The organism is Nonomuraea sp. NPDC048892 (genome assembly GCF_040649735.1).
In the GTDB taxonomy this organism is placed as follows: domain Bacteria; phylum Actinomycetota; class Actinomycetes; order Streptosporangiales; family Streptosporangiaceae; genus Nonomuraea; species Nonomuraea maheshkhaliensis.
In genome coordinates this window covers 110,883-128,122 of sequence record NZ_JBEZFZ010000017.1, presented here as the reverse complement: position 1 = coordinate 128,122, position 17,240 = coordinate 110,883, and the positions used below count along the sequence as shown (strand labels likewise).

The following is a 17,240-nucleotide window of genomic DNA, read 5'->3' as shown; positions in this document are numbered from 1 at the left end:
CGCCCGAAGCGGAGCCGCCGCGCGCCGCATCGCCGCCCGCTGCGGCATCGGCCCTCCGGCCGGAGCCGCGTGGCCCGTCGCCGCCGCCCGGCGCGGAACGGTCCGCTCGGCCGGGGCCGCCAGCGCGGTCCGGGGTGTCGCGGGTGTCGGCGCCGTTGTGGGCGTCGTCGCCCCGGCCCTGCTCATGGCCCTGCTCATGGCCCTGCTCATGGCTGTGGTCAAGGCCCTGGTCAAGGGCCTCGTCGGTCAGCGCGCGGAAGCTCAACGTCTGCTCTCCGGCTGACTCGTGCCGTCCGTCATCCCTGGCCGTGTTCACGGCAAGCGCTCCGCTCGAACCATTGCGACCTCCTGGCCGACCCTCACGACATCGCCGACGATGACGATCGCCGGCGGCCGTATCCCAGCCGCGGACACGCGGTCGGCCACGGTGGCAAGGGAAGCGATAACCGCCCGCTGGGTCGGAAGGGTACCGTCCTGCACCACCATTGCGGGAGTGTCCGGAGCACGTCCGTCGCGAAGGAGCGCCTCGGCCACCTTCGCCAGCCGCTCGACAGCCATCAGCAGCACCAGGGTGCCCTGGGAACGCGCCAGGCCAGGCCAGTCAACGGTGGATTTGGGGTCGTCGGGAGCCACGTGCACGGAGATGACATGAAATTCCTGACTCACCCCGCGATGGGTCACCGGCACCCCTGCCGCGGCGGGCACCGCGACGGCGCTGGTGATGCCGGGGACGACAAGGACGGGGATGCCGGCGTGGGCGCAGGCGATCATCTCCTCGCCGCCGCGCCCGAACACGAACGGGTCGCCGCCCTTGAGCCGGACCACGAACTTGCCCTGTCTGGCGCGGTCCACCATGAGCTCGTTGATCGTCTCCTGGGACAGCGAGCGGCCGTAGGGCACCTTGGCGGCGTCGATCAGCTCCACGTCGGGGGCGAGCTCGTCGAGCAGCCCCCGGGGCGCGAGGCGGTCGGCGACGACCACGTCGGCCTGGGCGAGGAGCTGGCGCCCGCGCACCGTGATGAGGCCGGGGTCGCCAGGGCCGCCGCCGACGAGGGCCACGCCGACCGGCTTGGTGCGGTTGCGCCGGGCGTCGACGGTGCCGTCGCGCAGCGCCCCGACGACCGCGTCGCGGATGCCCGCGGCCCGGCGCGGGTCGCCGCCCGCGGTGACGGCCACGCTGATCTCGTCGACCCGGCCGCTGGCCGGGGTCCAGGCGGCGGAGGCGTCTTTGTCGTCGGCGCGCACGCACCAGACGCGCTTGGCCTCCGCCTCGGCGGCGACCGCGGTGTTGACGGATCTGTCGTCGGTGCAGGCCTGGACGAGCCAGGCTCCGTCGCAGTCGCCGACCTCGTAGGGCCGGGCGTGCCAGGTGACCCTGCCGGCGGCGATCAGGTCGTCGAGCGCCGGCGTGACCGACGGCGACACGACGGTGACCTCCGCACCGGCCTCTAGCAGCGCGGGAACCCGTCGCTGGGCGACGCGGCCGCCGCCCACGACGAGCACCCGGCGGCCGGAAAGCCGCAGGCCGAGGAGGTAGGGGCCCATGGGGGGAATCTCCCGTTCGCGAACGTTGTGTTGAGTGGTAAACCTACCGGCTTCGCATGTGTCATTTGCTGCGACCGGTCAACGACCGTCGAGAAGAGGCTGCCGGGGATCCCAGCGAGGCCCGCCCTCATCGTCCTTACGGCGTCTGGCCATCGCTGACAAGGCCTCAAGGATAACCCGGTTCCCGAGGTAGGCGGTGATGTCGGCATGATCGTACGGCGGCGCCACCTCGACCACCTCCATCCCCGCTACGGGCAGCTCGTAACAGATCCTGCGGACGGCGTCGAGGAGCTGCCTGGCCGTCAGCCCGCCCGGCTCGGGCGTGCCAGTGCCGGGGGCGTGGCCGGGGTCGCACACGTCGATGTCGACCGAGAGGAAGACCTGGTCACACTCGTCGAGCGCGATGCCGAACGACTCCGTCAGGCACTCGTCGAGCCCGCGGGCCACGATCTCGGTCATCTCGTAGGAGCGCATGTTCTGGGCGGCCATCCAGCCGAGCGTCTCCGGCTCGGGCCAGTAGCCGCGCAGCCCGAGCTGCAGGAACCGGTCGCCGCGGATCGCCCCCGACTCGATCAGCCGCCGCATGGGCTGGCCGTGGCCGTACAGGTGGCCGAAGGAGATGTCGCCGGTGTCGGCGTGGGCGTCGAAGTGGATCATCGAGGTGCGCCCGGGCGCGTGGGCCCGGGCGGTGCCCCGCGCGTCCGGCAGCGCCACGGTGTGGTCGCCGCCGAGCACCAGCGGGATCGCGCCCGACGCGGCCACCCGGTGCACCGTCTCCTCGATGGCCGCCAGCGAGCCCTCGACGTCGCCGGAGTAGCACTCGACGTCGCCGGCGTCCAGCACTCTCAGGTCCCGCAGGGCGTCCACGCGCAGGGCCAGGCTGGGCCTGGAGCCGTCGTGGGGCAGGTAGCAGGCCTGGCGCAGTGCCATCGGCCCGAACCTGGCGCCGGGCCTGTTGGAGGTGCCGCCGTCGAACGGAGCTCCGATGATCACCACGTCCGCGTCGGCGTAGGTCGCCGGATCGCCCACGTCGCACCGGCCGACGCCGAGGAACGTGATGTCGGGCCCGTACATGGGTCCGTAACGCGCCATGGCCTGCACCTCCCGCCCCCATCATCACACGGGTTTCTCGGTCACCCCCGCGGAGTCGAACGTGGCCACGTCGTGCATGACGCGTACCGCGGCGCAGACCATCGGATGCGCGAGCAGACCGCCGGTGCCCTCGCCGAGCCGCAGCTCCAGCTCCACCAGCGGGCGCAGCCCGAGGTGGGCGAGCGCGGCGGTGTGGCCGGGCTCGGCCGAGCGGTGGCCCGCCACGCAGTGGTCGATCGCCGCGGGGTCGAGCGCGGCGGCCACGAGGGCGGCGGCGCCGGCGATGACGCCGTCGAGGATCACCGGCACGCGCTCCGCGGCGCCGCACAGGATGAGCCCGGCGATGGCCGCGTGCTCGAACCCGCCGACGGCGGCCAGGGCCCGCAGCGCCTCGCTGGGCGAGGAGGAGACGTCCGACACCGCGTTCACGCGCAGGGCCGAGCGGACGAGGCCGACCTTGCGCTCGTACGTCTCGTCGTCGATCCCTGTGCCCCTGCCGGTCACCTCCGCCGGGTCCATGCCGGTGAAGGCGGAGATCAGCGCCGCCGACGCGGTGGTGTTGGCGATGCCCATGTCGCCGGTGATCAGGCAGCGCGCGCCCGCGGCGATGAGCTCCTCGCCGACGAGGATGCCGGCCTCCAGCGCTCTGACGGCCTGGTCGACGGTCATGGCGGGGCCCCGCGACAGGTCCGCGGTGCCGTACGCGATCTTGTGCCTGATCAGCTGCGGCGCGTCGGGCAGGTCGGCGGCGACGCCGACGTCCACGACGGTCACCGTCGCGCCCGCCTGCGCGGCGAAGGCGTTGGCGACCGCGCCGCCGGCCAGGAAGTTGCCCACCATCTGCACGGTGACCTCCTGCGGCCACGGTGTGACGCCGCGCGCGTGCACGCCGTGGTCGGCGGCGAAGATGGCCAGCGCCGCCGGCTCGGGCATGGGCGGCGGGCTGACCCCCGCGGCGCCCGCGAGCCGGACGGCGACGTCCTCCAGCACGCCGAGCGAGCCGCGCGGCTTGGTGAGGCGGTCCTGATGGGCTCGGGCCTCGGCGAGCGCCCGCGGGTCTGCGGGACGGATCGCGGCGAGCGTCTCGGCGAGCACGGCAAACCTCCGGTCTAGGGGACGAGCTGGAGGATCTAGGGGACGAGCTGGAAGGTCTAGGGGACGAGCTGGAGGGCTTCCTCGTAGCGGTCGATCACGACGTCGGCCAGGATCTCGCAGTCGCCGATCACCTCGGCGCAGCGGATGTCGAGGTCGGGATGCCCCGCCCCGTACGCGAGCGCCTGCGCCCACACGCGCTCCAGCATGCCGCCCGCGAACAGCAGGTACGGCACCACGATCACCCGCTTGGCCCCGAGCCGCCGGCAGCGTTCGAGCCCGCCGGGCACTCCGGGCGGGGTGACCGACACGAAGGCGGTCTCGACCGTCATGTAGTCGTAGGCGTACGTCTCCCAGAACAGCCGCGAGACGCGGTGCACCTCGGCGTTCGCGGTCGCGTCCGTGGAGCCCTCGCCGACCAGGACGACGGCGGTCTCGCCCGGCTCGACGTGCGCGTGGAAGTCGTCGGACGGCGGCGCGTCCACGGAGCGGAGCCTCGGCCTGGCGCCGACCAGTTCGAGTGCGCGCGGCTTGGAGAGCTCGGCGGCGGCCTCGTTGAGCCGCTCGGCCAGCAGCGACAGCACGCGGGGGTCGGGGCCGAGGGGGCGGCCGTAGTCGTACATGAGGGTGGGGTGGCGCTGCTGCTCCAGCGCCATCGCGGCCGGGAACTCCTCGCTCACCCTGCTGAGGCTCAGCGGCAGCGCGACCAGCCGGTGGTGGCCCCTGGCGACGAGGGAGGCCACCGAGTCGCTCAGCCGGGGAGTGGCCCGCTCCAGGTAACCCCCTGACACGTCGGCGCCCGTCTGGTCGAGGCGGCAGCGGAGGCGGTGGACGAACCTGCCGAACTCCGCGGCGTAGGCGTCATCCTGTGAGCCCTGCCCGATCAGCAGGAGCGGCGGCTTCATTGTGAGGGATTCTCCGGTGCGGTAGACAAAGTCACGCGAGGATAACCGATGCGCACCGGTACGGAACAGGTCACCCTGTGTGTGCGGGCGTCGCGTGGACCACGAAGACGGGGTCGGAGGCGGTCAGGCGGTGTGAGCCGTCGGGGTCGAGGGTCAGTTTCGAGGCCATGATCTGGGTGCCCTCGCCATGGTAGCCCTGCTCGCGCAGCCGGTCGAGCACGGCCGCGACCTGCTCGACCTTGCTCAGCGCGCACACGAGCGCACGGGGGCGCCTGGCGGCACAGGCCATCACCACGTCGAGGCCGCCGCCGCCCACGAAGACCGCGTCGGGGTCGGGCAGCGGCTCCAGCGCGGGCGGCGCCTGTCCCCTGGTCAGAGCCACTTTGACGCCGTGTTCGAGCACGTTGGCGCGCAGTTCGGCGCAGCGGCCCTCGTCTCGCTCGACGGCCACGACGGCGGCGCCCAGCCGTGCGCACTCGACGGCGATCCTGCCGGTGCCCGCGCCCACGTCCCACACCAGGTCCCCGAGCCGGGGGCCCAGCTTGGCCAGCACGTACGCCCGCACCTCCGGCGGCAGCCCGCCCTCGTACGGCAGCGCCCACTCGGCCGGGCCAGGCCGCGCCCCCGCCACCCAGCTCGGCTCCTTGGGCTGGTGCAGCGGGTCGATGACGAGGACCACGTCGGGGTCCTTCCACGGCCTGGTGGTGGCCTCGCCCATCCGGCTGTGGGTGACCCGCTCGTCGGGCCCGCCCAGGTCCTCGCAGACGATCAGCGCGCGTGGCGTCGTGGGGGCCAGCTCCCTGGCGATCTCGCCGGGGCCGACGCCGGGCGCGACGAGCAGCGCGACCTTGGGATGGGCGCGGCAGGCGTTGACCACCCGGTTGAGCTGGGCGGGGCCGGAAGGGGCGACGACCAGGGCGTCCTCCCAGTTGAGCCCGGCGCGGGCGAAGGCGCGGCCGACGAGCGAGACGGCCGGTAACACGTCCGGCTTGAGCCCGTGTTCGCGCAGGGTGCGGACGACGCCGAAGAAGCCGGGATCGCCCTCCGCGAGCACGACCGCAGGGCCCTGGCCGTGTTCGAGATGGTCGTCGATGGCTTCGAGCAGCGACCCGTCCACCGCGGTCTTCGCGTTGAGCTGGAGCCTTCCGAGCACGGCCGCGGGCGCCACCACGAGCCCGGCCTCCTGCAGTTTGCCCACCGCCCTGGCCGAGAGCTCGGACCCGTCCCAGCCGACCACCGTGATCATTGCGCCTCACCGTCCTCACCTCAAGGGTGACGGGTGCGGAGGTGTTTCACAAAGGGTGACAAGGTCAGTCCGGCGTGCCCCCGGGCCAGGCGGGCCGACTTGCCGCAGGCCAGGGACGGGTCTCCTCAGGCCGGCGCCGGGTCTCCTCAGGCCAGGTCGGACGGGATGAGGCTGTAGACGACCAGGTCCTCACCGCCGAGCGAAGCGCGGGCGACGCCCTCCCGGACGAAGCCGGCCTTCTCCGCGACCCGCTGCGACGCGGTGTTGCCGGGCGAGGCGCGCAACTGGAGCCGGCTGAAGCCCTGCCGCTCGAACAGCCAGCGGGCGATGGCCAGCACGGACTCACCCGCGTACCCCTTGCCCCTGGCCCAGGGGGCGGTCATGTAGCCGACCTCGGCCGTGCGGCTGCTCCAGTCGACGTCGCGCAGGGACACGTTGACGGCGAAGCGGCCCGTCTCCAGCTCCTCCGCCGTCCAGGTGATGCCGGCGCCCCTGATCCTGGTCCGCTCCGAGCCTTCGACGTAGGCCAGCGCGTGCTCCTCGCTGTAGCCGCGCGGCACGCCCGTCATGGCCTGGGTGAGCGCGTCGGCGCCGGTGGCGGCCAGGTCGCGGACGTCGCCGGGGGACGGATGGCGCAGCAGCAGGCGCGCTGTGTGCAACTCGGTCCTGGGCAGGGCGTCGGCGGGCAGGCGGCCGTCCTCGCGCAGGAGGCCGAACATGACCAGGTCGTGCGTCCCGTCCTCGTCGAGCACGGCCGAGCGCAGCACGCCCTCCCAGGTGAAGCCCGATTTGAGCGCAACGCTGAGCGAGGCCGGGTTGTCCAGGTTGGCCGTCAGGTCGATCCTGCGCAGCCGCGTGGTGTCGAACACCCAGCCCGTCAGCCCGCGTACGGCCTCGGTGGCCAAGCCGCGGCGGCGGTAGAGGGGGTGCACGCCGTACCCGACCTCGGTCGTTCCGGCCTCCCACGAGGTCTTGAACAGGCTGATGGCCCCTACGACGACCCCGTCGGCGTCGGCCATGGCCAGGTGGACGCCCTGTCCTGAGCGGCGCAGCTCGTGCACGCCGTGCGTGAGCCAGCGCGCGATGCCGGAGGTCCTGGTGGGCGCGCCCGGCGGGAGGAAACGGACGCCGGACTGCACGACGGACCTGATCCGCGCGGCGTCCCCGGGGCCGAAGGGGCGGAGCGTCAGCCGTGCGGTGGCGATGCTCACGTCGGGATCGAACACGCTGGGCAGGGTACACAGTCGCGATGTTTGCCCACGAAAGCGGGGGTAAGGGGGCGCTTGGGAGAGGAGTGAGAGAACCATGCGACGTGGGAGCGACAAGCACGGCCCCCGTCTGGACGAGCAGCAGAAGCACGAGACCGAGGGCATGGCCGATCACGCCAAGGCGCTCGGCATCGGTGTGGAGAGGCGGAGGTGGTGACGGGTGCGGCTTGACTTCATCAGGCGCCTGTACGAGCGGCCAGGACCGTACGCGTCGGTCTACCTCGGTGCCTTCACCGGCCCCGAACGCCGGGCCCACTGGCGCGGCGCGCGTGACCGGCTCGGCCGGCTCACCGAGACGACCCTGGACGCGCTGGAGGAGGAGGCCCTGCGGCCCGCCGCCGGGCGGGCGCTGTTCGCCACGGACGGTGACGTCGTGCTGGCCGAGTCGCTCGACCGCCAGCCCGACGAGATGACCATGTGGACGCCGCTGCCGCACGTCACGCCCATGCTGATGCTGCGCGGCGAGAACGTGCCGCACATCCGGGTCATCGTGGACCACGCGGGGGCCGAGGTGACCGTGTTCGCGGGCGGGTCACCGCGGACGACCACCGTGCAGGCCGCCTCCTGGCCGCTGCAGAAGACCGCGCAGGGAGGCTGGTCGCAGAAGCGCTACGAGCAGGCCGTGGACGAGACCTGGGAGAAGAACGCGGTCGCCGTGGCCCACGAGATCGACGAGCAGGTACGCCGCATCGGCGCGGAGCTGGTGCTGATCGCCGGCGAGCCGAAGTCGCGCTCCTACCTAATGCGCCACCTCGGCACCAAGGCCGCCGACCGGGTGACCATGGTCGAGCACGGCAGCCGTGAGAACCACGGCAGGTTCGAGGAGGACGTGGAGCGGGCCCTGGACGACTGGCTCGACCAGCGGCGCGCCGAGCTGCTGGAACGGCACCAGGAGTCCTCGGGGCCCACCGGCATGGCCCGGGTCTCGAAGGCCCTGCGCGAGGGCCGGGTGCACGCCCTGCTGGTGCCCGGCGAGATGCCGAAGCCGGTCTGGATCGGCGAGGGCGGCACGCAGCTGTGCACCGACCGGGAGGAGCTGCACCGGTGGGGCGTGGCCGAGCCGATCCAGGAGCGCTCGGACTCCGCACTGGCCAGGGCCGCGGCGATGACGGACGCGGAGCTGTGGTTCAGCGACGCGGTCGACGACGTCGCCGCGGTGCTCAGGTACTGACGACCGCGCTCAGGGCCGGGCGCCGGCGATCACGCGCTGACGACCGCTCTCAGATCCGGTGATCACGTGCTGATGATCACTTCCAGGGTACGGGGGCCGTGCACGCCCTCGACCCGGTTGAGCTCGATGTCACTCGTGGCCGAGGGACCACTGATCCAGGTGAGCGGACGGGCCGGGTCGAGCCGGGCGACGGCCTCGGGGACGCCGGCCACGATCTGGTCGGCCCGCACCACGCACAGGTGGTAGTCGGGGACCAGCGTCTGCGCCCGCGTGCCCTGGCCCGGCCCGTGGTCGAGCACGATGGTGCCGGTCTCGGCGATGGCCACGGCGCAGTTCGTCACCACGCCGTCGGCGGTCTTGAGGTCGCTCCAGCCGCCCGGCCGGTCGAAGCCGTCCGGGACGATCATGCGGCGCTCGCCCAGGCATTCGTCGAGCTTGGCGGGCACGTCCGCCGCCGGCACCACGTGGACGATCGCCCGGTAGTCGTCGACCCGCTCGGCGAACAGCCCGACGAGGTCCTCCACCTGCCGTTCCGTCCGGTAGTGGCGGGGGATCTCCACCTCCGCGCCGCCGGCGACGGCCCGGCCGATCCGGGCGAGGATCTCCTCACGCGCGCTCATTCCGCTCCCACCAGTCTCTGAACGGTTCTTCGGGAATGTCGGGCAGATCCCGGGTGTCGGTCCAGGCCGACAGCGGGCCGGGCAACCGCTTCGGCACCAGCTTGCGCAGCCGTCCGGCCGCCCGCTGGGCCTTGGCCAGCCGCTCGTGGTCGCTCAGGATCCAGCCGGCCACCTTCATGCCCGCCTGCTCCGCCGCCGCGTGCGGCGCCTTGGCCCGCAGGTCGACCAGCACCTCCGGGATGTCGATGGCCACCGGGCACGCCTCGTAGCAGGCCCCGCAGAGGCTGGAGGCGAACGGCAGCGAGGCGTCGAGTTCGGAGGACATGCCCCTGAGCTGCGGGGTGAGGATCGCGCCGATCGGCCCTGGATAGACCGAGCCGTACGCGTGGCCGCCCGCGCGCTCGTAGACCGGGCAGACGTTCAGGCAGGCCGAGCAGCGGATGCAGCGCAGCGCCTGGCGGCCCACCTCGTCGGCGAGCACGTCGGTGCGGCCGTTGTCGAGCAGCACGAGGTGGAAGTCCTGGCCCTCGACCGCGCCCGTCCACATGCTCGTGTACGGATTCATCCGCTCACCCGTGGAGCTTCTGGGCAGGAGCTGGAGGAACACCTCCAGATCCCGCCAGGAGGGCAGCAGCTTCTCGATCCCGACGACGCTGATGAGGGTCTCGGGCAGGGTCAGGCACATCCGGCCGTTGCCCTCCGACTCCAGCACCACCAGCGTGCCGGTCTCGGCCACCATGAAGTTCGCGCCGGAGATCGCGACCTTGGCCTTGAGGAAACGTTCGCGCAGGTGCAGCCGGGCCGCCTCGGTTAGCGCGGGCGGGTCGTCGGTGAGGTCGGGCGAGACATCCGGCATCTTGTCGAGGAAGATCTCGCGGATCTCCGACCGGTTGCGGTGGATCGCCGGGACCAGGATGTGGCTGGGGAAGTCGTCGCCGAGCTGGACGATCAGCTCCGCCAGGTCGGTCTCGTACGCGGTGATGCCGTGCTCGGCCAGCGCCTCGTTGAGCTGGATCTCCTGGGTGGCCATCGACTTGACCTTGACCACCTCGCGCTCGCCGGTGGCCTTGACCAGGCCGGTCACGATGCGGTTGGCCTCGGCGGCGTCCCTGGCCCAGTGGACGGTGCCGCCCGCCCCGGTCACGGCCGTTTCAAGCTGCACGAGGTAGCGGTCGAGGTGGCGCAGGGTGTGATCCTTGATCGCCTTGCCGGCGGCCCTGAGCTCCTGCCAGTCGGGCAGCTCGGCGACGACGCCCGCGCGCTTGCCGCGGATCGTGTGCGTCGCCTTGCGGAGGTTGAAGCGGAGCTGGGAGTCCTGGACGGCCTTGCGGGAGTTCTCCGGGAAACTCCCGGGCATGCCGAGAAAGGTGGCGCTCATGGGCCCTCCTCCGTCGATGCGAGGATTTCGGCCAGGTGCATGGTCCTGACGCCGGTCTTCTGGCGGCGCAGGGTGCCGCCGATGTGCATCAGGCACGAGTTGTCGGCCGCGCAGAGCACCTCGGCGCCGGTGTCCTGGATGTGGCGGACCTTGTCGGCGCCCATCGCGGCCGAGACGGCGGGGTTCTTCACCGCGAACGTGCCGCCGAAGCCGCAGCACTCCTCCGAGCCGGGCAGCGGCACCAACTCCAGGCCGCGGACGTTGCGCAGCAGCCGGGCGGGCCGGTCGCCCAGGTGCAGGCCGCGGAGCGAGTGGCACGTCGGGTGATATGTCACCCGGTGCGGGAAATATGCGCCGACGTCCTCGACCTTCAGGACGTCGATCAGGAACTCGGACAGTTCGTACACCTTCGGCGCGACCTCGGCGATGGCCGCCGCTCCCCTGCTGCCCGGTTTGGCCAGCTTCGGGTACTGCTCGCGCACCATGGCCGCGCACGACCCCGAGGGCGCGACGACGGCGTCGTAACCGGCGAACACCTCGGTGAAGTGGCGAGCCAGCCGTACGCCGTCCTCCCGGTAACCGGTGTTGACGTGCATCTGCCCGCAGCACGTCTGCGCGGCGGGGAAGTCGACCTCACAGCCGAGCCTGCGCAGGAGCGACACGACGGCCTTGCCGGTGCCGGGGAAGAGCGTGTCGTTCACGCACGTGATGAACAGGGCAACGCGCACGGCTCTCCTTCCGCTAATGGTCTGACCACAGTATGGTCAGACCATATCGAACCATCACGAATCCGGCCAGCATCCATCCCGGCACCAGGAGGCTTCGTTGGACGGCACCGGCTGGCGTCCCGTCAAGCGAACGCGGACGTTCGAGGACGTACTCGCTCAGATCGAGCGGCGCATCACCGAGGACGGCCTCACCGTGGGCGACCGGCTGCCCGCCGAACGCCAGCTCGCCGAGCAGCTCGGCGTGAGCCGATCGTCGGTACGCGAGGCCATGCGCGTGCTGGAGACCCTCGGCGTGGTCTCCTCCCAGGTGGGCCGGGGCCCCGACGCCGGCGCCGTGCTCACCTCACGGCCGGACTCGGCGCTGACCGACCTGCTCCGGCTGCACCTGGGCCTGGCAAGCCTGGAGATGCGCGAGGTCATCGGAACCCGGCACATGATCGAGCAGTGGGCGGCGGCCCAGGCGGCCACCGCCCGCGCCGACACCTCCGCGCTCGCCGCCGCCCTGGCCGGGATGGATGCGGCGGGCTCGGCCGAGGAGTTCGTCGAGCACGACACGGCCTTCCACTGCGCCATCGCTGATGCCTCGGGCAACCGGCTCATCGCCGCCATCATGCGGTCGCTGCGCGACTCGATGCGGAAGTACTCGGTCGAGGCGGTACGACGCCTCGGGGACACGTCGATCCTGCGCGCCGACCACGTCCGCATCCTGGAGGCCCTCGAACGCGGCGAGGCGGACGAAGCCGTCGCGGCCGTCTCGGAGCATCTGGCGCACGCGTACCCCTCGCTGTTCACCTGAGCCGGCCCGGAGCTCTGGAGAGTCACAACCGGCCCCGGGCCGTCACTGCTGCCGGTCGGCCTCGCGGCAGCCGGCCCCCGCGCACCGCACCATCCCGTGCAGGAGCGCGTCCAGCCGGGCCATGAGCGCCGGATCGGCGCTCGCCGCCAGGTTGTGCAACTGGTAGGGATCGGCGTGCAGGTCGTAGAGCTGCAGCTCCCCGGTCTCGTACCGGACATAGGTGTACTGATCAGTGCGCAACGCCCGATAGGCCGGCACCGGCGTCTGGGCCGCCGACGACCGGTTGAGCGGCCGGTTGAACTCGACCAGCACGTGCTTGCGCCACTCTCCCAGCGACCGGCCGCGCAGCATCGGCACGAGCGAGCGCCCCTCCGCGAACGGCGGCACCGTGGCCCCGCCGAGCTCGGCGAACGTCGGCGCCAGGTCGATCGTGGCCCCCATCTGCGTGACCGCCGACGCTACCGGCACGCCGGGACCCCTGACGACGAGGGGGATGTGGATGGCCTCCTCGAACGGCGTGGTCTTGCCCTGCTTGAGCCGGTGCGTGCCGAGATGGAAGCCGTTGTCGGAGGTGAAGAAGATGTAGGTGTTGTCGAGCTTGCCGGTGTCCTGGAGCGCCTGGACCACCGTGCCGACGAGGTCGTCGACGCCGAGCATGGAGCGCAGCCTGGTGCGATATCGCTCGTCGATCTCGGCCACGGTCTCCGGCGTGAACGGCGGCCGCTCGCGCAGCCAGAGCGGTTCGGCGGAGACGTCGGGCTGGTTGAACGAGGGCGTGCGCGGCGCCATGGCCAGCGGGAACGCGTCGGCGTGCCGGTAGGCGGGGTTGGCCGGGTTGTGCGGGCCGATGGGCGCGAGATAGAGGAAGAACGGCTCGTCGGACCCGGCGATGAAGTCGCGCGCCTTACCGGCCAGCACGTCGGCCAGGTAGTCCTGCTCCGACCAGCCGTAGTCGAACAGGCCGCCGTTCTCGTTGAGCCGGTAGCCGTACTCCTGGTAGAGCTGGCGCACCGGTACGTCCCACTCGTCCCAGCCTGGCGGCACGTACGCCTCAGGAGCCGAGTTGCCCGGATAGTGGTTGAGGAACTTGCCCATGAGCGCCGTGCGGTAGCCGGCCTCCTGCATCCAGGTGCCGATCGTGGAACGTTCCAGGTTCTGCTCGTGGAAGCGGGCGAAGCCGCCTTCCGGCGCCGTGTTGGTCAGGACGCCGTGGCTGTGGACGTGCTGGGAGCGCAGGATCGAGGCCCTGGACGGGCAGCACCAGGAGTTGGTGACGAAGAAGCGGTCGAACGAGGTGCCCTGCCTGACCAGGTGCTGGGTGATGTTCGGAAAGTACGGCAGCGTGCCGTTCTCCAGGTCGTCGGCCAGGATCAGGACGATGTTCGGCCGGGAGCCACCCTCGGCCATCGTCGGCCCCGCCGCCGGCAGCAGAAGCAGCAGGCAGGCGACGAGACGGCACAAACCCTTGAGCACAGAGTGTGACTACCCAGGATCTTCCGCCATTGACACGCAGACCGCCCACCGCCGTAATAGAACTTAATTCCGGAGGTGTCTTATGAAGCTCGGCCTGAACCTCGGCTACTGGCAGCGCAACGCCGACGACGCGACAGAATCGGTGCTCGCCGCCGAGCGGCTCGGCTACGACTCGGTGTGGACGGCGGAGGCGTACGGCAGCGACGTGTTCACGCCGCTGGCCTGGTACGGCGCGCGGACGACCCGCATCAAGCTGGGCACCTCGATCGCCCAGCTGTCGGCCAGGCCGCCGGTCACGACCGCGATGACCGCGATGACGCTCGACGCTCTCACCGGCGGCCGGCTGCTGCTGGGGGTGGGCGCCTCGGGCCCGCAGGTCGTGGAGGGCTGGTACGGCCAGCCGTTCGCCCGCCCGCTGGCCAGGACGCGCGAGTACATCGAGATCATGCGCAAGGTCTGGCGGCGCGAGGAGCCGGTCACGTCCGACGGGCCCCACTACCCGCTGCCGCTGCCGGGCGGGCTGGGCAAACCGCTCAAGTCCATCACTCATCCGCTCCGCCCCGACATCCCCGTCTATCTCGGGGCGGAGGGGCCGAAGAACGTCGCGCTGGCCGTCGAACTCGGGCAGGGCTGGCTGCCGCTGTTCGCGTTCCCTGAGAAGATCGAGCAGATGTACGGCGAGGCGCTGTCGGGCGCCCGGCCCGGCTTCGACGTGGCGGCCATGGTGATGGTGATCATCTCCGACGACGTCAAGGCGGCGCTCGACGGCGTGAAGATGATGCTCACGCTCTACATCGGCGGCATGGGCGCCAAGCAGCGCAACTTCCACGCCGACATCATCGGCCGGATGGGCTACGCCGAGGCCGCGGAGCACATCCAGTCGCTCTACCTGGCGGGGCGCAAGGACGAGGCGTTCCGGGCGATCCCGGACGAGCTGGCCGACGGCATCTCGCTCGTCGGCCCGCCCGGCCGGATCAAGGAACGCCTGGAGCTGTGGCACCGCAGCCCGGTGACGAGCCTGCTCGTGATGGGGCCGCGCGACGAGCCCTCGCTGAAGCTCGTCCGCGACCTCGTCCTCGGCTGAGGCCCTCTGGCCTCTGCCTGGGCGCCCGCCCGGTGGATGTCAGTCCGGGCGCGGGGCCGGGTCGGCGGTGACCGAGCGGAGCAGCGGGCGGCTCAGGGCGCCCGCCCCGATCACGCCGGCGAAGCCCACGACGACGCATCCCGCCAGCGTGATCGCCCCGGCCGCGTTGACCCCGCCGATCATGAACGGCAGCGCGCAGAACGCCCCCACCAGGATCGCTCCCCCGCCCATCACCGCCAGCGGAATGAGCGTCTCGGACCGGCGGGCCCGGTCCAGCACCGACAGCGGCGTGCCCGCCAGGCGCAGCAGCCCGTACGTCTGCCGCCGGTCCAGCACCGACGACATGGCGGTGATCCCCGAGCTGGCGATGGCCACCAGGAACGACACCGACAGCACCACGATCGTGCCCACCCGCACGTCGGCGAGGATCTCGACGCCGAAGCGCTCGTCGTCGGCCTCCGTGGTGGGCGTGCGTCCCGGCACGAGCCCGGCCAGCGCCGTACGGGCCCTGTCCACGTCCGCCCCACCCGCCGCGCTACCCAGGGCCGCGACCACGACGTTCTTCACCGGCTTCACCTCGGCCGTCACCCCCGCCTCGCGCAGCCGCTCGCGGGCCTGCCGCACCACCTGCTCCGCCTGCCCGGCGGGCGCGGTGATCCGCAGCTGGGGCGGTCCTCCGGAGTCCTGGTCGAACGTCGCCGGGCTGAGCAGGCCGAGGAAGCCCGCCACGAACCCGGTCAGCGCCACCCCGCTCACCGTCCGCCAGGCCGAGCGCGGGTCGTCCACCAGCCGGCGGCCCGCGAGCAGCCGGGCCGGGCCGCGCGCCGTCGCCGCCGTGATCCGGCCGATCAGGCCGACCACCCACGGGCCCACCAGGTTGACGCAGAGGAACGCGAGAGCCAGCGCCACCGCGATGATCGAGACGCTGGTGCCCCTGGTCAGCATCGGGAACACGGCCAGCACCGCCAGCAGGGCGAGCACCCGTACGAACCGCATGGCGGGCGGCGTCTCGCGCTTGGCCACGCCGAGCGGGCTCACCACGACCCGCCGCAGACCGGCCACCGCCGACAGCCCGACCAGCAGCGGCACCGCGACCAGCACCCCGGCCAGCACCAGCGGTCCGGGGAACAGGTCGGCGGCGAACCACCGCCCGCCCTGCATCTCGATCCCGGCCAGCAGCGGCACGGCCAGGGCGAAGACAGCGGCGCCCACGAGCGCACCGGCCAGCGCGACGATCACCGCCTCGGTCACGGTCATGCCCACGACCTGGCCCGGCGTCGCCCCGATCAGCCGCAGAGCCGCCAGCCGCTGATCGCGCCTGGCCACCGTGAGCCGGGCCGCCGCGCCCCCGAAGACGAGCAGCGGCACCGCCATCAGCACGCTGGCGACGAGCGAGAGCATCCGGTACGCCTCCGCGTCCTCGCTCGGCGTTCCCGCCAGGCTCGCGACCTTGACCGGCGGCTTGCCGAGCAGCCAGTCGTCGGAGCGGGCGGCGGTCATCTCGGGCGAGTCCGCCTGCCGGCCGACGACGGCGACGAGCTCGTCCGGATGGACGAGGGCCGCGTCGCCGAGCACCCCCTTGAGCGCGGGGTAGCGGGCGGCGAGCTGGTCGGCGGGCAGTTCCCTGGCCAGCTCGGCCAGGGCGGGCGACAGCCACACCTCGCCGGGCGCGGGGAAGCGCGGCATACCGGGCGGCGGGGCCGGGGTCCTGCCGTCCAGCGCGGCCAGGTCGACGACGGTGACGGTCCGGTCGCGGACGAAGTCGAAGCGCGACGCCTCGATCGCCACGGCGCCGGACGTGGCCGGGACCGGGTTGCGCCAGGCGCCGCGCTCGGCCCTGGCCTGGAATGCGGAGTTCGCGGCCGCCGCGAACAGCAGCAGCGCCGTGGCCACGGCGACGGCGCCCAGCGTCAGCCAGGCGCCCAGCAGCCCCCTGCGCCCGCCGCCCTTGAGCAGCCGCCAGGTCAGGTCGAGGTTCACGGGCGCACCCCGCCCGTGAGCAGCGGCCAGGTCGGGGCAAGGTTCGTGCGCGCGTTCGCCTGCGGGTGCCAGGTCAGGTCAAGGTTCATGCGCGCATTCGAGATCAGGACGGGGTTCACGCCATCGCCCCGCTCGTCAGGAGCCGGCCGTCGCGGACCTCGACCGTGCGGTCGCACCAGGCGGCCACGTTCGGGTCGTGGGTGACGACGATCAGGCACGCGCCGTTGTGCTTGGTCGCCTCCACCAACAGCCGCATCGTCTCCTGCCCCGTCTGCTGGTCGAGCGCCCCCGTGGGCTCGTCGGCGAACACCACGGCCGGCTTGCTCACCAGCGCCCTGGCGATGGCCACCCGCTGCGCCTGACCGCCGGACAGCTCGCCGGGCCGCCGCGTCTCCATGGAGTGCAGGCCGAGGGGCCCGAACCACTCGCGCGCCTGCCGTACCGCCTGGGTCCTCGGCACGCCGCCCAGCATGAGCGGGAGCGCCACGTTCTCCTCGGCGGGCAGCTCGGGCAGGAGCTGGCCGAACTGGAAGACGAAGCCGAAGCGGGTGCGGCGCAGCGCGCTGCGCCGCCGCTCGCCGAGCGCGTCGATGCGCTGGCCGAGCAGGTGCACCTCACCGCCGTCCGGCTTCATGATGCCGGCCAGGCAGTGCAGCAGGGTCGACTTGCCGGAACCGCTCGGCCCCATGATCGCCACCGCTTCGCCGGCCCGTACCGCGATGTCCACGCCACCGAGGGCGACCGTCTGCCCGAACCGTTTGGCCAGGGCCCGTCCAACAAGCACGTCGTTCATGACGTCCAGCGTGGCCGGGGGCGGGGGTGCGCCGGATCGGCCGTGCGTCCATTTCCGCCTCAGCCGAAC

The 17,240-nt window shown here is 72.4% G+C and carries 16 protein-coding genes; 4 read left to right on the top strand and 12 right to left on the bottom strand.

The window, feature by feature from the left end:
- Positions 1–157: 157 nt before the first annotated feature.
- A complete protein-coding gene (locus AB0C28_RS39530) occupies positions 158–283 on the top strand; it encodes a hypothetical protein (protein WP_358080468.1) in 126 nt (41 codons plus the stop codon).
- Positions 284–312: 29 nt separating this feature from the next.
- Here AB0C28_RS39530 and cobA read toward each other — a convergent pair whose 3' ends face one another.
- The 6 genes from cobA to AB0C28_RS39500 form a co-directional block, all read right to left on the bottom strand.
- The gene (cobA, locus tag AB0C28_RS39525; protein WP_357855900.1) at positions 313–1,545 is read right to left on the bottom strand and encodes a uroporphyrinogen-III C-methyltransferase; all 1,233 of its coding nucleotides are present in this window, start codon (positions 1,543–1,545) and stop codon (positions 313–315) included.
- Positions 1,546–1,623: 78 nt separating this feature from the next.
- Positions 1,624–2,637: an agmatinase gene (gene speB, locus AB0C28_RS39520; protein ID WP_357855897.1), complete on the bottom strand. Its 1,014-nt coding sequence runs from the start codon at positions 2,635–2,637 to the stop codon at positions 1,624–1,626.
- Between the two features lie 24 nt (positions 2,638–2,661).
- On the bottom strand, positions 2,662–3,732 hold the full coding sequence (gene cobT / locus AB0C28_RS39515; RefSeq protein WP_357855894.1) for a nicotinate-nucleotide--dimethylbenzimidazole phosphoribosyltransferase: 1,071 nt from the start codon (positions 3,730–3,732) through the stop codon (positions 2,662–2,664).
- 56 nt (positions 3,733–3,788) lie between these two features.
- The gene (locus AB0C28_RS39510; RefSeq protein WP_357855890.1) at positions 3,789–4,634 is read right to left on the bottom strand and encodes a sirohydrochlorin chelatase; all 846 of its coding nucleotides are present in this window, start codon (positions 4,632–4,634) and stop codon (positions 3,789–3,791) included.
- 70 nt (positions 4,635–4,704) lie between these two features.
- On the bottom strand, positions 4,705–5,880 hold the full coding sequence (cbiE, locus tag AB0C28_RS39505; RefSeq protein ID WP_357855887.1) for a precorrin-6y C5,15-methyltransferase (decarboxylating) subunit CbiE: 1,176 nt from the start codon (positions 5,878–5,880) through the stop codon (positions 4,705–4,707).
- 146 nt (positions 5,881–6,026) lie between these two features.
- Positions 6,027–7,106: a GNAT family N-acetyltransferase gene (locus tag AB0C28_RS39500; RefSeq protein ID WP_357855884.1), complete on the bottom strand. Its 1,080-nt coding sequence runs from the start codon at positions 7,104–7,106 to the stop codon at positions 6,027–6,029.
- A 202-nt stretch (positions 7,107–7,308) separates the two neighbouring features.
- Between AB0C28_RS39500 and AB0C28_RS39495 the strand changes: the two genes are divergently transcribed.
- Positions 7,309–8,319 carry a Vms1/Ankzf1 family peptidyl-tRNA hydrolase gene (locus AB0C28_RS39495; protein ID WP_357855881.1) on the top strand — a complete coding sequence of 337 codons (1,011 nt, stop codon included), beginning with the start codon at positions 7,309–7,311 and terminating at the stop codon, positions 8,317–8,319.
- 62 nt (positions 8,320–8,381) lie between these two features.
- Here the strand turns inward: AB0C28_RS39495 and AB0C28_RS39490 are convergent, their stop codons facing one another.
- From AB0C28_RS39490 to AB0C28_RS39480, 3 genes are read right to left on the bottom strand one after another with little or no spacing between them, the layout of a single operon-like run.
- The gene (locus AB0C28_RS39490; RefSeq protein WP_346105710.1) at positions 8,382–8,939 is read right to left on the bottom strand and encodes an LUD domain-containing protein; all 558 of its coding nucleotides are present in this window, start codon (positions 8,937–8,939) and stop codon (positions 8,382–8,384) included.
- The gene (locus AB0C28_RS39485; RefSeq protein WP_358080466.1) at positions 8,926–10,317 is read right to left on the bottom strand and encodes a lactate utilization protein B; all 1,392 of its coding nucleotides are present in this window, start codon (positions 10,315–10,317) and stop codon (positions 8,926–8,928) included. Before AB0C28_RS39485 ends, AB0C28_RS39490 begins: the two co-directional genes overlap by 14 nt.
- On the bottom strand, positions 10,314–11,045 hold the full coding sequence (locus AB0C28_RS39480; protein ID WP_357855874.1) for a (Fe-S)-binding protein: 732 nt from the start codon (positions 11,043–11,045) through the stop codon (positions 10,314–10,316). Before AB0C28_RS39480 ends, AB0C28_RS39485 begins: the two co-directional genes overlap by 4 nt.
- Before the next feature lie 97 nt (positions 11,046–11,142).
- Here AB0C28_RS39480 and AB0C28_RS39475 point away from each other — a divergent pair, with 97 nt between their 5' ends.
- Positions 11,143–11,841 (top strand): FCD domain-containing protein, encoded by a 699-nt coding sequence (locus AB0C28_RS39475; protein ID WP_346105716.1) that lies wholly within the window; start codon positions 11,143–11,145, stop codon positions 11,839–11,841.
- Between the two features lie 42 nt (positions 11,842–11,883).
- On the opposite strand, the gene AB0C28_RS39470 is transcribed toward AB0C28_RS39475, so the two are convergent.
- A complete protein-coding gene (locus AB0C28_RS39470) occupies positions 11,884–13,314 on the bottom strand; it encodes a sulfatase (RefSeq protein ID WP_357855868.1) in 1,431 nt (476 codons plus the stop codon).
- A gap of 82 nt (positions 13,315–13,396) precedes the next feature.
- Between AB0C28_RS39470 and AB0C28_RS39465 the strand changes: the two genes are divergently transcribed.
- Positions 13,397–14,398: an LLM class F420-dependent oxidoreductase gene (locus AB0C28_RS39465; protein ID WP_358080464.1), complete on the top strand. Its 1,002-nt coding sequence runs from the start codon at positions 13,397–13,399 to the stop codon at positions 14,396–14,398.
- Positions 14,399–14,437: 39 nt separating this feature from the next.
- Here the strand turns inward: AB0C28_RS39465 and AB0C28_RS39460 are convergent, their stop codons facing one another.
- Complete coding sequence (locus AB0C28_RS39460; RefSeq protein ID WP_358080462.1) at positions 14,438–16,378, bottom strand: FtsX-like permease family protein; 1,941 nt, start codon at positions 16,376–16,378, stop codon at positions 14,438–14,440.
- 115 nt (positions 16,379–16,493) lie between these two features.
- Positions 16,494–17,171, bottom strand: coding sequence for an ABC transporter ATP-binding protein (locus tag AB0C28_RS39455; RefSeq protein ID WP_358080461.1), 678 nt, complete (start codon positions 17,169–17,171; stop codon positions 16,494–16,496).
- Positions 17,172–17,240 lie beyond the last annotated feature (69 nt).